This is a genomic window from Chromatiales bacterium 21-64-14 (genome assembly GCA_002255365.1).
In the GTDB taxonomy this organism is placed as follows: Bacteria; Pseudomonadota; Gammaproteobacteria; order 21-64-14; family 21-64-14; genus 21-64-14.
This window is the reverse complement of sequence record NCBI01000013.1, coordinates 1-14937: the sequence shown is the minus strand read 5'-3', so window position 1 is coordinate 14937 and position 14937 is coordinate 1. Positions and strand designations below refer to the sequence as shown.

The window sequence follows — 14937 nt, the reverse complement described above, 5'->3', positions numbered from 1 at the left end:
GCCCGGCCCGTGAACGGTGTAATGCCAATAGGCTCAAGCAGTTCGGAGCCGGAGGAAGGGTTAGGTACTACGGCTGCCCGAGGCGTTCTGTGGACCGGAGGTGGCCAAGTACTGCGCCAAATAGTCCAGGTGGCGACATCAGTGCTCCTCGCGCGACTACTGATGCCTGCGGATTTTGGCCTGCTCGGAATGGCACTGGTGTTCTACGGGCTGGTGCAGCTCTTTGCGGACTTTGGCCTCGGGGCCGCAATCGTTCAGGTCAAGGAACTAACCGGCGTCGCCCTTTCATCGAGTTTTTGGCTGAACGTATTGGTGGCGGTCGTTCTTGCGTTGGCGCTCGCCATTTCGGCTCCCTGGATCGCGAGTTTCTATGGTGACCCCCGGCTTGCAGCGATCATCACAGTCCTGTCGATCGGACTGGTATTCGGCGGATTCGTGGTGGTACCGAGGGCGATTCTGTACAAGGGGTTGAGATTCGCGGAAATCGCCAAGGCACAGGTGGCGGGTAGCATCATCGGCGGCGTATGCGCGGTAGCTATGGCGTGGCTGGGCTTTGGGGTATGGAGTCTGGTTGTGCAACCGCTGGTCGGTTCCGCAACCACCATGCTGTTGACTGTGCTGTATGCGCGTTGGGTTCCGGACCGGAGCTTCCAGTGGGCGAGCATCCGCAAGATGACCGGGTTCAGTGCAGCGGTCCTCGGTGCCGACATGGTGAACTACGCGCATCGGGAAGGCGACAATCTGTTGGTTGGAAAATTTCTGGGGAGCGGGCCGCTCGGGTACTATTCGCTTGCGTATCAACTGATGTTGTACCCCATGAATCAGGTCAGTCAGGTCATCGTTAGAATTCTGTTCCCGCTCTTGTCGACGTTGCAGGACGAATTGGCGCGCTATCGAGAAGTATATTTGAAGGCCGTAGCGGCCATTGCGTTTCTAACATTTCCAATGATGGTCGGTCTGTTCGCTGTTGCTCACGATCTAGTTACGGTCGTATTCGGTGCCAAGTGGCTCCCGATGCTTCCGGTCCTGCAGATCCTCTGCTGGGTTGGAATGCTCCAGAGCGTCGGTACCACGGCGGGGCTGATTTATCTGAGCACCGGGCATGCACAGAGACGTTTGGTCTTTTCCCTGTTCGCCACCCCGGTTTTCCTCACCTTTGTCGTGCTTGGGTTGCCATGGGGGGTCGTGGGGGTTGCTGGCGGCTATGCGCTAGCGGCATTTCTGGTGGCCTATGCAAATTATTGGGTGGCGTTCAGGCTGGTTAAGCTGCCGCTCAGGACGTTTCACGCGTCGCTTGCCCGACCGGCGGGAGCATCCGCATTGATGTTTTTAGCGGTCAAGGTGGCGCAGTGGTGGATCGGCGGCCACATGCATTGGCTAGTGGGCGAACGGCTGGCATTTCTGGTGGGGATTGGTGTGATCACCTACGGATTAATCAGTATTGTTATCAATCGGGCGCAAATTGCCGAGATCAAATCTTTGTTCATGAGTGTCCGTGCCACCAGGACCGCAGCGTCTGGCGTGCGCTCCGCGGCCGCAGGCAGCACCGGATCCGGAGATTTCCGATGAGAGGCGTAGCAGTTGCGATCATCATTTTTGGTTCCCTGCCGTTTATCCTCGTCCGACCCTGGATCGGGATTCTGATGTGGTCCTGGATCGGGTATATGAATCCGCACCGCTTGACCTGGGGCTTCGCGTACAACTATCCGTTTGCGATGATTGTCGGTGTAACCACCCTTGCCGCCCTGGTGATATCCCGGGAGCCGAAGCGTCTGCCTTGGAATGGGTTGATGATCATGCTTGTCGTATTCAACGTGTGGGTTATCTTCACATCGCTGTTCATGCTCAATCCGGTGGCTGGGTGGATCGAGTGGGAAAAGGTGGCCAAGGTGCAGTTGATGACTTTCGTCACTATAATGCTCATGCAAGATAGGAAGCGGCTGCATGCCTTGGTCTGGGTGATCGCGTGCTCAGTCGGTTTCTTCGGCGTCAAAGGGGGCCTGTTCACAATCCTGACTGGTGGACAGTATATGGTGCTCGGCCCACCGCACAGTTTCATGCCGGGAAACACGGAAATCGGGCTGGCGCTGAGCATGACATTGCCACTGTTCCGGTATCTGCAGCTGAATACAGAGAGCAAGTGGGTGCGGCGCGGGCTAGGGGTAGCGATGGCGCTGACAGGGGTGGCGATCGTAGGCACCTATTCGCGAGGCGCGTTTCTGGCCGGGGGAGCGATGGGGTTCATGCTCTGGGCAAAAAGCCGCAAGCGTGCGCTGATCGGAATTGGCCTGATCCTGGTCGTGTCCACGATGTACCATTTCATGCCCAAGCAGTATTTTCACAAGATGGACACAATCGAGACCTACCATAAGGACCGGTCCGCCCTGGGGCGTATCAACGCATGGTGGTTTGCTTTTCACCTGGCGAATGCCAGACCCATCGTGGGAGGTGGATTTGAGGCCTTTACGCGGCCGTTGTTCAAAAAGTATGCGCCGGAACCGGACAATTACCACGATTCTCACAGCATCTATTTCGAGATGTTGGGTGAACACGGTTATCCCGGGCTGATGATTTTCTTGACGATCGGGATTATGGCCTGGCGCTATGGTTCACGGACCGTGCGCGAATGCCGGGATCGTCCTGATCTGAAATGGGCTTCTGATATGGCTGCGATGGTGCAGGTGAGCTTGGTGGCCTACGCCGTGGGCGGGGCATTTCTGGGGCTTTCCTATTTTGACCTTGCCTGGCATTTGGTTGCAATTCAGATCCTGCTGCAGGTATTGGTGCAACGCCACTTGGCGGAAGCCCCAACCATCGGGACGGAGGTGGCAAAGGTGCGGGCACCTATTCGGGAATTTGTCAGACCACCCGGAGTCACGGCGGATGGCGGACGGTAATCGGCCGCGGGCGCAGGAACCCTTCGAGAAGGGTTGGCGCCGGCGTTTCACGCGGTTCGCGGAGGCTTCAGAGGATGACGCCGGAATCGCCGGTTGGAGCCCATCCGGCCTGCAGGCGCGCCTACAGAACTTCCGGTGGTTGTTGGGTGATAGAAGGCTCGCTGGTCTGTGGGCGGATGCTGGCTGCGGTGCGGGGACCTATGCACGAGACTTGGCCTTGCGCGGCTGCCGGGTCATCGGATTCGACTACTCGGTGCCTACGATTACAAAGGCGCGTGCTCGCGGGAATACGGATATCTACTGGGCAGTTGCGGACGTGACGGACCTCCCGGTTCCAGACGACGCGTTCGACGGCGCACTATGCTTTGGTGTAGTGCAGGCATTATCGTCGTCAGACCGGCTCGTACGTGAACTGGCGCGGGTTGTACGGTCAGGCGGAGAAGTATGGATCGACGCATTGAATGGCTGGTGCTTGCCGCACGTGTCTGAACGCCTGCGGCGGTGGGTGCAAGGCCGGCCACCCCATGTGCGATACGAGTCACCTTTTCAGCTCAAGCGCATGGCTAAGGAATGTGGTTTGTGTGATGTGCATCTCTATTGGATACCGATTTTCCCCGCCCGCTTCGCTACACTCCAATGGCTGGGTGAGACCCAGGTTGCGCGTTGGATCCTCAAAGTGCTGCCAATCGTCGGAGCGCTGACGAGCCATGCGATCGTGATCCACGGAGTTGTGGAGCCCCGGCCTTGAGTGGGATACGTTCCGTTGCGCTCCGCGCCCTGGGGAGCATGGTCTCCCCAGCGAACAAGCGTGCACGCCTCTCCATCCTGATTTATCACCGGGTTCTGTCGGAGCCTGACCCGTTGGTGCCGGGGACCATTGATGCGCGCACCTTCGAGCGTCAGATGGCGGCACTGGCACGGCATTTCCATGTTCTTCCACTTAGCGAGGCCGTGCGGTTGCATCAACAAGGATGCCTGCCGAGCCGCGCGGCTGCCATAACCTTTGACGATGGATATGAAGACAATGCAAGGATCGCGCTCCCGATCCTGAAACGCAATGGTGTGCCGGCATGCTTCTTCGTCGCGACGGGATTTCTGGACGGTGGAATGATGTGGAACGACGTGATCATCGAGTCGCTGCGCGTGGCCCGCGGTGGCCGGATTGATCTGAATACGTTGGGGATTGGATGTTTGAGTATCGACGGCCTAGCCGAACGCAGGGCCGCGCTGCGGGCTATTATCGACGCGTTGAAATATCGTCCGGCTCAGGAGCGTGATGCGGCAGTGGATCTCGTTCGAAGCGCGTGCAACGTGCAGCTTTCGGTGAAGCTTATGATGTCCACGCAGGACGTGCAGCGTTTGCACCGAGAGGGGATGGAGATCGGCGGACATACCATTACTCATCCCATCCTTGCCCAGGTCGGCGACGATGAAGCCCGTAGAGAGATCCTTGGTGGAAAACACCGTCTGGAGGAGATCCTTGGCACCCCAGTGGAACTGTTTGCTTATCCCAACGGAAAGCCCGGCCGTGACTATACTCCAGCCCATGTGGGGATGGTTCGGGAGTTGGGTTTTAAAGCTGCGCTTAGCACTCAGTGGGGCGCGGCGTCGGCTGTGTCCGACTGCTACCAGTTACCGCGTTTCACGCCGTGGGACCGGAGCCCGGACCGGTTTGTGCTGCGACTGTATCAGAACTGCATGCGCGGCACCGCATGACTCTGGCAAGGAATATCCTGACAGGGTTAGACGGCATGGAGCCGTCGAGTGGCGGGGTCGGCGCCGTGTGCTATCCGGGGGGATAGCCGGCGGTCGGATGGGTTTCGAGCCATAATGCAAGCATCATAAGGACCCAGATCATAGTACCGTAGTAGGAAGCGTGTTCAGCGATCTGGCGGTTCGTGAGGGAGTCGAGAAAATCTCGCTTGAAGATGTTCAGGGTGCGCAGCTGCGACAGGCTGTCACTGGCGAGGTCCCGCAATGGCGGGTACTCGTTCATCCAGACACCAAAAGGCAGTCCGAAGCCGTGCTTGGATTTCGTGAGAATTTCCGGCGGAAGAAAATCGGCAAGGGCCTTTTTGAAGAAATATCGCAGCCGCGTCCCGCGGACTTTCATCCTCGCGGGTAGTCGCGCAGAGAACTCGATGAGCCCTTCACCAAGTAGCGGGAAGGCGGCCTCCACGCCGGCAAGTTCGCACATGCGTGTTACCTTCGGGAGGTCGTTGTCGGCCAAGGTCTGCTTTAGGTCCAGCGCCAAGAGGCGGTTGATCGTGTTGGATGCGTGGGCATTTCGGTAGGTTGCGCGCAATATCTGTAACGGGTGGTCGGTCACGATGTCGTGCAGAAAATCGGGTGCAAATACATTTGATGGACCGAAATGCATGAGGAGATTGTAGGACTCAGCCCGGTCCGGGAGCGGTATGGCGGCCTGGGCGACATAGCGGCGCAGCTTGTGGAGTAGGCCACCTGTGTCGTCGGTGGGTGTTCCAAACAACGGTTCGATGATGCCTTGCCGAAGTTTTTTGGGAATGCGCTCGTAGAGGGAGAAGATGTACTGTTTGGCGTATCGGCTGTTGCCGCCAAACAGCTCATCACCGCCGTCGCCGCCGAGCAGCCGTCCAATGCCGTGTTCGCGCGCAAGTTGCGCGCAATGATAGGTCGGAAGGGCGGACGCATTTCCGTAAGGTTGATCATAGCTTCTTGCGATCAGGGGGATCGACTCAACAACGTCTTGGGGGGTTACATAGTATTCGTGGTGGTCGGTTCCGAAATGGCGTGCGGCGATCCGCGCGTAGCCGGTTTCGTCGTATCCCGGCGCGTCGAAGCCTATGGAAAAGGTACGTGCCGGGCGATCTGCGATACGGCTCAATACTCCGGCGACCGTCGAACTATCCGTGCCACCACTCAGAAACGCGCCTACCTCGTCGCCGGCCGCATTGGCAGCGACGGATGTGTGCAGCAGCTCAAGGAATTCCTGTTTCAGTGCTTGAAAATCAGTATGGGTGTCCTCGGCGTACTCCATGCGCCAATATTCGGCGGGTACGGCGTCGTTTCCGGGTCGGAACCGCAGGCAATGTCCCGGCAGCAGACGCTCCTGCCCAACATGCGCGCTGAGTGGGCCAGGAATCATATGAAAGTAGACATAATCGTAGAGTGCTTGGGGGCGCAGCATGTGGGGCGTCTCTGGATGACGGCTTAGTGCGTCCGCCGTGGATGCGAAGATCAATCCGTTTCCGGAAACGGCATAGCTCAGGGCGCAGATTCCCAGGCGGTCGACGGCGAGAAATGTTTCAGAGGGGTTATCCCGGATCACGACCAGTGCGTAAGCGCCGTGCATGGCCTGAAGGATATCGGCCCCCCGTCGTGGGTACTCCATGGCGAGCACATAGGCCGGACCTCTGCGTTCGGACAAGGTGGCCAGTTCCTTGTCCGACCAATACGGTCGGCCGCAGACTGCGGCATGGGTTGGTCCCTCATCGTGCATCCATCCCGGACCCCGGGTCGCGGTGACGGCAAGGGCGGAGCCGGCCGTCGTTACGGTGCGTGGAGGTGTTCCGCCGTGGGCCGTGGTGGGCAGGGCGCCGGCCATATCTTCAATTCGGCGGTGCTGTTCGTCCGTAGACGTCGAGAGGCCGGTCCAGCCGCAAATTCCACTCATAGATTCCCACCGGTTTTCGATCCCGATAGACGGACGGTTGTTAACCGCCGTAGCGCCGGTTTCAGATCCAGATTCCAGACAGAGAGTGCGCGTCCGCGCAGTGACGGACTGTAGGCACGCGCTGTGTTCAATGCGGCACCGGTTTTTGACCAGCGCAGTTTATAGGTATTTTCACCGGGTCCCATATAGTAGCGTGATAATCCGGTGTCGAACAATGATTCCAGGATCTTCCAGTTCAGGTAGGATCCCGGTGAGTATTGGCCGTAGGATTCGTCAAAGTCGGCGCGCAGTGCGTGTACCGTGCCGTCGTGTATGATTTGGTATTCCATGGCGACTGGCGTGTCCGACAGGTACAGTATCCAGATCGAGAGCCACCCATGTCGCAGCGCGGCCTCCGAAAGGGTGCGGATGAAAGCCCCAGGCCCAGGTTGATCGAGGCTGAACGGCGTGTGTCCTTTCCAGCTCCGAGCTGATATGCCGCTGATCAAGTCAAGGATGGAGGGCAGGCGGTGAAGATCTCCGGATTCCGGCCGGAACCGTTCGATGCGCACATCGCCGGCGTGGCGCAGCCGGCTGGCGGCAAGGTTATTGCCTTTCTTCAATCTGCGGCTGCAGCTGCGGTAAAATGTGTCCCAGCTTCCGCTGAGGTCAACGTAGGGATTGCTTCCCCCGGAATCGATGCTGGAACGCATGCCGTTGCGCGCCCAGACACTTGTAAGGGCCTTGGCGGCACCGGAATCTTCGGTGAGATAGCGGAGCAACATGTGGTCCCATCGCTTACTCTCCCGGCGCAGGTGAGCAGTTGCAGCTTCCAGGCAGGCGTGGACGTCCGATTCGCTGCAGATGAGACCGCAGTATTGAGTGTCCGGTACAGAAAGGAATTCGATCTGGTGGATCGCGACGTGTCTTCGATGCGCGCGACGCAGGATGAGCGGGAAGAGACCTACGACGTCATCTCCACGCCGTATCCGCAGCACATGCAAGTCGGAGTCCAGTCGCGCCCATTGCCACGCGGCCTGAAACCACTCGTGGAGCAGAAACACGCCGGAGGAATTCATCGCCGTAACCAAGCGGTTCCAGGGCTCACGCAGCGCCATAAAGGCGCGCTCGTCCCCGATACAATCGACCTGAAGCCCGTCGTACACCGCCATGCGCCGATTTGCGCCTCTTGTGGGTCGGGTTCCGTGTGTCACTGGATCACTGGACGCCGGACCATGGTGGATCCTGTCGCGCGCACTGGTGGTTCGTGTGCCCCTCGCGGTCGATATGATACCAGTTTTGATCCGTTCCCGAGGGCTCCTGATAGCCACCGCGGCGGAAAAGGGGCAAGTATAATCGTCAGGCGCGGCACCGTGGGTCATGTTGTGCGGCGTCTGGCGGGCCGGGACATTACGCTGAGGGACTGCGGGGCATGAGTCTGGAGGATCCGATCGTCCTGCTGGTGGGGATGCCGAGGTCGGGCACCACCTGGATAGGGAAAATTTTCGACAGCCACCCGGATACCCTGTATCGTCATGAACCCGATAGCATAGAACCGATCTCCAGTCTTCCCGTTACCGCATCGGTAAGGGACGCGGAACGATACCGGGCGGACGTTTATGCGTTTGCCAGCCGGCTTCCGGGAATGTGTTCCGCGAAGGTGGCCGGTTCGCTGCCGGTGTTTTCGAAGAGTTATCGTTCCAGGATCGGGGATTACTCACAACAGGCAGGGATCGTCGTTGCAAAGCTGGCGTCGCGCTTGTTTGGGGAATGGGGTGTTCCGCAGTTCTTGCGCTATGAACGCATTCCTCAGCTCCGGGTAGTATGGAAATCGATCGAGTCCACCGGTCGTCTTGGGGTCCTGTTACGATTGCTCATGACGCGCTCGGTACTGATTTTACGCCATCCTTGCGGGTACGTGGCATCGGTGTTGCGTGGAGAGGCACGCAATAAATTCGGAGATTCTGACGGTAGCAGTGAGGATTACGGGATACTGGAAATGCTTCTGGAGACGGACTCCGCGCGCGAGTGTGGTTTGACTATGGAGACACTGCGTGCGGCGGAACCTATCGAACGGCTTGCCTGGCGTTGGAGACTGTTCAACGACAAGGCATTGAAGGATATTCAGGATCGCGCGGATGCGCTGGTGATCCGCTACGAGGATCTATGCACGGCGCCGCTGGTGCAGGCCAGGATGTTGTTCCGGTTCGCCGGCCTGGATTGGTCTCCGCAGACGGAGCGTTTCCTGGCGGAGAGCACATCGGTTAGTCGGTCGGGCTATTATTCAGTATTCAAAAACCCGCGGGAAGCGGCGTGGGGGTGGCGCAATGAGCTTTCGCAGGCATCGATTGACCGTATTATGGCCGTCGCTCAGGCGGGGAAGGCTGGGGAAAGGTACGGCCAAACGTAATTTGACGACTTGAGTTCGCGCGCCATCTGGCGGGGGTCTGTAGTCACGCGGCAGTCCTTGGTTGGTAAAGTGGGAGTTGCCCGAGCCAGCAGGGGGATCGTCGAAGCGATAGGTGTATCGGGTACCGGCTCGTTCACGGGATCGGGTTCACTACGCCTGGCCTGGATAGCGCAGCCGTATTGTACCCGTATTTCTGTATTGACGAGGCGTTCCGGACGGGGGGCAAAGGTTTCTATGTTTATTGAAGAATCCATGTGGATCCGAGATGCGTTGTCCGGTCTCGCTGCGCGGTCGGGGATAGAGGTGTTGGATATTGGCTCGGCAAGTTTCGATTTCCGAACGCGCGTGCAGGCACATATTGGAGAAAACGTCCATACACCCCTCGTAGACCGCGGTTACCGTATCACCTATCTTGATCGAGAGCCCGACGTGGGTGTGGACGTGGTCGCGGATTTATGTGCGCCGATGCTTAACGATGCACTCGTGGCGGTGCCGTATGACCTGATTCTTTGTTGTAATATTCTCGAGCACGTCGAGAACAGGGCGGCATTCATTTCGAACGTGATGCGCTTGTTAAAGCCGGGCGGACTGTTGTTGGTCACGGTACCGAGGAGATATCCTTGCCACCATGATCCTATCGATACGATGTATCGGCCGAGTGTGTCCAAGTTGGTTGGTGACATCGCTCGGGCCGGCGCTGTGACAGTGATCCGTTCCGGGGTGGTCCGCATTTCAGAGCGGAGTTCGTACATTCGGAAAAAGATCAGGCGCCTCGATTATCTGCTTCCGTTTCGCACCAACAGCTTATGGCGGTACTACTTGCCTATATTTCGATGGCAGGTCGCCTGTGTCCTGCTGGAACGCAGCGGGTCTGTGCGTTGAGCGATTCACGCTTTCGTGCCATAGGCGTAGGGCGTAGACGCACTTGTTAGCCAGGGTATCGCGGGCACAGGTTTGCGATACGCGGATACGACGCTAAAACCCCGTGCCGGTGATCCGGCAGACCCTTGGGCAGCCAACTCGCGCGAATAATGCGGGCTATGGGTGGGGCGGGTGGCTATCGGTGGTGATGGGCGTGATCGGTTCCCACTTCCCGGCGCGCTGGAGTTTCTCGCGCAATCCTGGAAGAGGGTACCCGAGCCGGTAGGCTGCATGCGCATGCTGGTTCGCCAGGGCGTAGTCACGTAGTGTCAGGTAGGCGAGCCCCAGGTCGTAGTTGGTTTCTGCAGAACCCGGGTCGAGCTTCAGCGATTCTTTGTATTGGATGATGGCCTGCTTGAGTTTACCCGTCCGATGCAGAAAAACGCCATACACCGTATGCGTAGGTGCCCGGTCAGGGAACATCTTGATCGCGGTCTCGAAATAGTGCGTGGCGTCTTGGGGTTTCCCGGTCTTGACCGCCAGTTCGCCCATGAGCAGCAGCGCCTTGGGATCATTCGGGAAATACCGGAGGATGAAATCAAAATCCTGTTTCGCGTACCCGTACTCTCCCCGCGCCATCTTGTCGGTTCCCTGCTGGAGGTGGTGGCCCTCGACCATCGTGAGCAGGTGTCGGCTTTCGGCGTCGGTGGCGTAGTAGTCATGGGGGCGGCGCCACGCGGGCGTGTCGACCGCGAGCGCGGCCGTTGGGAAGGCGGTCGCAATCAGCGTAGCGGTCAGCAGCGTGAGCAGAAGGCGGGTTGGGGACGACAATGCGGACATGGCCAAAGCTCCTCGTCTTGCGGGACCCGGAAAACGCGGTTGTTCCGCGTGTACGGTTACCATAGCCGGTCGGGCCCATGGCGTAAAGGGTGGGCCGGGTTGGCGGTTTTCCGCGGGGTCCGGAGCGATGTGCAGGACCCAGGTGCAGCCGACCCAATTCGGTGTGCAGTTTGTCATGGAGGTAGGCTGTGAAGGTGGCAGGCGGTGGGTTTCGTCTTGCGCTGGTCGGGCCGTTTCCACCGCCCGCGGGTGGTATGGCGAACCAGACCAAGCAGTTGGAGGAACTGCTGAGATCTGAGGGCATCTCCGTTGAGGTGGTCCGCCATAATCGGCCCTACGCGCCTGCCTGCCTAGGACGGTTACCGTGGGTTCGTGCACTAGGACGGCTGATCCCATATATGTGGGATCTCTGGAAGGCCGGGGAGCGGGCATCGATTTTTCATGTAATGGCGAATTCCGGATGGTCGTGGCACCTGTTCGCGGCGCCGGCGATTGTGATAGCGCGGCTGCGCAAGGTGGCGGTCGTGGTCAACTATCGAGGTGGTGAGGCGGAGCAGTTTTTCAGGCGTTCGTATTTTTTCGTGAGACCGGTTTTGCGTCTGGCGGATGCCCTGGTTGTGCCCTCGGGCTTTCTCCACGAAGTATTTGGGAGACGCGGCGTGCAGGCGCAGGTGGTGCCCAATATCGTCGATACTGACCGGTTTCGGACCGGGCCCGAGGCGGCGGATTCTGACTTGCGCGGCGCGCATCTTGTCGTGGCACGTAACTTAGAGGCTATTTACGACAACGCGACCGCGGTGCGCGCGTTTCGCCTGGTAAAGGACCATGTGCCCGAGGCGCGGCTGACCATCGCGGGGACTGGGCCGGCGGCACCGGCGCTGCACCGGCTGGTGGAAGAGCTCGGTTTGGCCGACGCAGTCGTGTTCGCCGGGCAGGTGGAGAACACGCGAATGCCGGAGTTATACCGTTCGGCTGCAGTCGCAATCAACCCAAGCCTGGTGGACAACATGCCGATATCGGTGCTGGAGGCACTGGCGTCCGGTGTGCCCGTGGTGAGTACTGACGTCGGCGGTATTCCGTACTTGGTGGAGGACGGCCGGACTGCCCTGCTGGTACCCCCGGGGGAACCGGCGCGGATGGCCGACGCCGTGTTGCGGCTGTTACGGGACTCCGGGCTGGCGGAGCGGCTTGCGGAGGCGGGGCAGGCCGCGGTGCTGGATTACTCATGGGATCGGGTTCGGGACCGGCTGTTCGCGGTTTATGAGCATGCATGGACGGTCGCGCGCACGCGCCGGGGATGCACGGAACCTCCTATCGAGGGGATCGGCACGGAGCGATCGGCTGCGGACGACAACCGCAGGATCCCGCGCGCTCCGGGACATGTTGCGCCGCCCGGTAGTGACGATGGAGGTGAGTCTTGACCGCGAATCCGGGGCGGGGGCCGCGCAGGTTGCTGGTGATCGCGTTCCACTACCCCCCGGACAACTCGAGCACCGGTGTCCTGCGGACCCTGAAGTTTACGGAGTATTTGGCTGATCACGGGTGGTCTTCGGAGGTCATCTCGGTGCCCGAAGATCTCTACGAGAGCCGCGATCCGGCGCTTGCCGCGGCGATTCCGTCCCATGTCAATGTGCACCGGGTGTGGGCCGCAGACGTCAAACGTTTACTGGGCGTGCGCGGGGTGTACCCGCAAGCGCTGGCGTTTCCCGATCGATACTGGCCATGGTGGCGCGCTGCGGTCAGGAAAGGGGCGGAACTTATCGCCGCGGGCCGGGTGGATGCAGTCTATTCGACCTACCCGATGGCGACCGCCCACCTGATAGGTCTGCGTCTGCACCGGCGTTTCGGCTTGCCATGGGTGGCGGATTTCCGGGATCCCTGGATCGAAGATTCGATGCCCCGCTTCCGGCGCTGGGCCGAAGGCGCTATCGAGCGGCGCGTAATGGCCCGTGCCGGGCGGGTTATCTGCAATACCCCGGCGATGTGTCAGTACCTGCGCGGACGCTATCCCCGGTTGCCGCCGGAGCGATTCGTGACCATCACCAACGGATACGATGAAAAGGATTTCGTCGACCTGGAGCCGGAGGGGATCGATCGGTTCGAGATCCTGTACCCGGGAGCGATCGACGCCGTTAACCGGGACCCACTCCCCCTGCTGGCGGCCGTTCGGCTGGCCTTGGAGCGGGGGTGGCTCGACCGCAATGACCTCCAGGTGACACTCCTGGGCGGCGGCCCGTATGCGGATACTGAGACTTTCCGCCGGGCGTTGGCGCAATCCGGTGTAGCGGATGTCGTGTCGGTTCAGGCGGGCCGCATGCCTTACCGGCGTGCCCTGCAACGGATGGCTGGGGCGGATCTGCTGCTCGCGTTGAGCGAACCGGCCGGGGAGGACGCGCGGGCACGTCGGAACCGGACCTGGACCTATATGCAAGTTCCGGCAAAAACATATGAGTATCTTAGAGTTGGACGTAAGATCCTGGCGCTGATGTCGGGCGGCGCGGTCGCGGAGTTGCTCGAACAGACACTGGGACTCGCGACCATTCCCCCCCACGACATCGAAGCGGTGGCGCAGGCGCTACGAACTCATTATGAGCTCCGCCGGACTGAGGCGGCGGCTGTCCCCCAGTCGGAACCCCTGCCCCAGGTGGAGGCCTACAGTAGGGAGCGGCTGACGGCGTGCCTGGCTGCTGAATTGGAGCGGATCGTCACGGGCGGACCGCGCTGAAGTGAAGCGCGATCCACGCACCCGGCGCGGATCCTTACTGGAACCACGCGATGGCGGGCGCGTGCGTCCTGCGGGATCTGTGCAACAAGCCGCTTTCTGAGTGTTTTTCGGCGATGCCAACCCGTGGTGTCGCACCCGCCTGGGCTGCGGAGCCCGGCGTGATCAGCCCCCGGCCGGGACAATTGTCCCACCTTTGCCGCGCGTTCCGGGGTTTTGACGAACTGCCAATCGGGTCACACAAGCCGGCAACAACTCGCCGATATACTTCCCAGTGACTTCCGTGGGTTTTGCTGGGCTGGATCCCGGTGCCGCCACGGGGGAGCGGTACGGATGCGCCGGACCGGCGCTTCCACATGCAGCTGGGGGGAGGAATCGAATGCGCAGGCTCTACGTGCTTCTGTTTTGGTTCACGGTGGCCGCGGCAAGCAGCCTACCGGCGCAAGCCAACCCGGTGGACAGTCTGGCCCCGGGGTACTGGTATGAGGCGCCCGGCACGATGATGAAGGACGTGGCGCCGTTACCCTATGATTCCCGTGTTCAGAATGTCATCGACGCCTGGAGCGGCGGCGCCTTCGATACCAAACGTGACCGCCTTATCGTTTGGGGAGGCGGGCACGGAGATTACTGGGGAAATGAAGTATACGTATTCGATGTAAATACCCTCAAGTGGCAACGTCTGAACGACCCATATTGGCCAGCAAAGGACTTTGGCTGGGGCGTCAGTGCTACCGTTTTTCCTGATGGTTCCCCGGGTTCCCGGCATACCTACGACGGCATGGTTTATTTGCCCGTTCAGGACCGGCTCTGGGAGAGCGGCGGTTCGATCTGGCGCAGCGGAAACGGGGTGCATGATACCGAGGAGTTTGACTTCAACACCCTCAAATGGCAGCAGATGGCTGATGCCCCCCATGCCTCCAACGGCGTCGCGACGGGCTATGATCCGGTGACCGGACATGTGTTCATGTTCTGGTGCGGCTGGCTGACGGAATACGACCCCGTCGCCAACACCTGGACGACGCGCGGACAGGATGCCTGCATCAGCAGCCTCGTTGCCGCGGTCGACCCGGTCAACCGAAAATTTGTCGTGATTGGCCGTGGCAAGGCCTACGTCTATACAATCTCATCGTCTGGAACCATGTCACAGCAGAATCTGAACGCAGCCGGCGCAGGCGCATCGGTGATGATGAATGCGAATGCACCGGGGCTTGTGTACGATCCCGCGATCAAAAAGCTCGTCGGCTGGGCCGGCGGTACCGATGTCTACACGCTCGACCTCTCGGTATCTCCTCCGGTCTGGACCCGCGTTCCGGCTGCGGCTGGCAACACGGTTACCCCAACACCACCCGCGCCCAACGGTACTTACGGCCGGTGGCAATACATTCCGTCCAAGAACGCATTCGTTGTCGTAAACGGCGTCGACCAAGATGTATTTTTCTATAAGCTTCCGAGTTCCCTACCCGCGCCGGACCTGACTCCGCCAGTATCGACGTTGCCGGTGGTGCCGGCTGCGACGTTGAGTTTAGGGGTAGACAAGGCGTCGGTAGTTTCTGGTGGAAGTGTGAGCCTGACG

12 protein-coding genes are annotated in these 14937 nt (G+C 60.0%); 9 read left to right on the top strand and 3 right to left on the bottom strand.

From position 1 onward, the window contains the following. Positions 1-21 precede the first annotated feature (21 nt). From B7Z66_07960 to B7Z66_07945, 4 genes are read left to right on the top strand one after another with little or no spacing between them, the layout of a single operon-like run. Complete coding sequence (locus tag B7Z66_07960) at positions 22-1569, top strand: colanic acid exporter (GenBank protein ID OYV76594.1); 1548 nt, start codon at positions 22-24, stop codon at positions 1567-1569. Then, entirely contained in the window at positions 1566-2897 is a 1332-nt protein-coding gene (locus tag B7Z66_07955) for a putative O-glycosylation ligase, exosortase A system-associated (GenBank protein ID OYV76593.1), read from the top strand. Before B7Z66_07960 ends, B7Z66_07955 begins: the two co-directional genes overlap by 4 nt. Further along, positions 2884-3645: a hypothetical protein gene (locus tag B7Z66_07950; protein OYV76592.1), complete on the top strand. Its 762-nt coding sequence runs from the start codon at positions 2884-2886 to the stop codon at positions 3643-3645. The genes B7Z66_07955 and B7Z66_07950 overlap by 14 nt, the downstream gene beginning before the upstream one ends. Before the next feature lie 38 nt (positions 3646-3683). Then, the gene (locus tag B7Z66_07945; protein OYV76591.1) at positions 3684-4613 is read left to right on the top strand and encodes a polysaccharide deacetylase; all 930 of its coding nucleotides are present in this window, start codon (positions 3684-3686) and stop codon (positions 4611-4613) included. A gap of 70 nt (positions 4614-4683) precedes the next feature. On the opposite strand, the gene B7Z66_07940 is transcribed toward B7Z66_07945, so the two are convergent. Both B7Z66_07940 and B7Z66_07935 read right to left on the bottom strand, forming a co-directional pair. After that, complete coding sequence (locus B7Z66_07940) at positions 4684-6552, bottom strand: asparagine synthase (GenBank protein OYV76590.1); 1869 nt, start codon at positions 6550-6552, stop codon at positions 4684-4686. Further along, positions 6549-7913 (bottom strand): hypothetical protein, encoded by a 1365-nt coding sequence (locus tag B7Z66_07935; GenBank protein ID OYV76589.1) that lies wholly within the window; start codon positions 7911-7913, stop codon positions 6549-6551. The genes B7Z66_07940 and B7Z66_07935 overlap by 4 nt, the downstream gene beginning before the upstream one ends. A gap of 50 nt (positions 7914-7963) precedes the next feature. Here B7Z66_07935 and B7Z66_07930 point away from each other — a divergent pair, with 50 nt between their 5' ends. Both B7Z66_07930 and B7Z66_07925 read left to right on the top strand, forming a co-directional pair. After that, positions 7964-8941, top strand: a complete 978-nt coding sequence (locus B7Z66_07930; protein OYV76588.1) for a hypothetical protein — start codon at positions 7964-7966, stop codon at positions 8939-8941. A gap of 234 nt (positions 8942-9175) precedes the next feature. Next, positions 9176-9823: a hypothetical protein gene (locus B7Z66_07925; protein OYV76587.1), complete on the top strand. Its 648-nt coding sequence runs from the start codon at positions 9176-9178 to the stop codon at positions 9821-9823. A 156-nt stretch (positions 9824-9979) separates the two neighbouring features. Here the strand turns inward: B7Z66_07925 and B7Z66_07920 are convergent, their stop codons facing one another. Continuing rightward, the gene (locus B7Z66_07920) at positions 9980-10819 is read right to left on the bottom strand and encodes a hypothetical protein (GenBank protein ID OYV76586.1); all 840 of its coding nucleotides are present in this window, start codon (positions 10817-10819) and stop codon (positions 9980-9982) included. A gap of 77 nt (positions 10820-10896) precedes the next feature. On the opposite strand from B7Z66_07920, the gene B7Z66_07915 reads away from it, so the two are divergent. The 3 genes from B7Z66_07915 to B7Z66_07905 form a co-directional block, all read left to right on the top strand. Then, complete coding sequence (locus B7Z66_07915; protein ID OYV76630.1) at positions 10897-12063, top strand: glycosyl transferase family 1; 1167 nt, start codon at positions 10897-10899, stop codon at positions 12061-12063. Next, positions 12060-13367, top strand: coding sequence for a hypothetical protein (locus B7Z66_07910; GenBank protein ID OYV76585.1), 1308 nt, complete (start codon positions 12060-12062; stop codon positions 13365-13367). The genes B7Z66_07915 and B7Z66_07910 overlap by 4 nt, the downstream gene beginning before the upstream one ends. 376 nt (positions 13368-13743) lie before the next feature. Beyond that, a partial coding sequence (locus B7Z66_07905; protein ID OYV76584.1) for a hypothetical protein occupies positions 13744-14937 on the top strand: 1194 nt, incomplete at its 3' end.

Excerpts from the sequence above, each read along its gene's own strand:
- B7Z66_07960 (OYV76594.1), top strand. The coding sequence starts at position 22 with ATGCCAATAGGCTCAAGCAGTTCGGAGCCGGAGGAAGGGTTAGGTACT.
- B7Z66_07955 (OYV76593.1), top strand. The coding sequence starts at position 1,566 with ATGAGAGGCGTAGCAGTTGCGATCATCATTTTTGGTTCCCTGCCGTTT.
- B7Z66_07950 (OYV76592.1), top strand. The coding sequence starts at position 2,884 with ATGGCGGACGGTAATCGGCCGCGGGCGCAGGAACCCTTCGAGAAGGGT.
- B7Z66_07945 (OYV76591.1), top strand. The coding sequence starts at position 3,684 with ATGGTCTCCCCAGCGAACAAGCGTGCACGCCTCTCCATCCTGATTTAT.
- B7Z66_07940 (OYV76590.1), bottom strand. The coding sequence starts at position 6,552 with ATGAGTGGAATTTGCGGCTGGACCGGCCTCTCGACGTCTACGGACGAA.
- B7Z66_07935 (OYV76589.1), bottom strand. The coding sequence starts at position 7,913 with ATGACCCACGGTGCCGCGCCTGACGATTATACTTGCCCCTTTTCCGCC.
- B7Z66_07930 (OYV76588.1), top strand. The coding sequence starts at position 7,964 with ATGAGTCTGGAGGATCCGATCGTCCTGCTGGTGGGGATGCCGAGGTCG.
- B7Z66_07925 (OYV76587.1), top strand. The coding sequence starts at position 9,176 with ATGTTTATTGAAGAATCCATGTGGATCCGAGATGCGTTGTCCGGTCTC.
- B7Z66_07920 (OYV76586.1), bottom strand. The coding sequence starts at position 10,819 with ATGACAAACTGCACACCGAATTGGGTCGGCTGCACCTGGGTCCTGCAC.
- B7Z66_07915 (OYV76630.1), top strand. The coding sequence starts at position 10,897 with ATGGCGAACCAGACCAAGCAGTTGGAGGAACTGCTGAGATCTGAGGGC.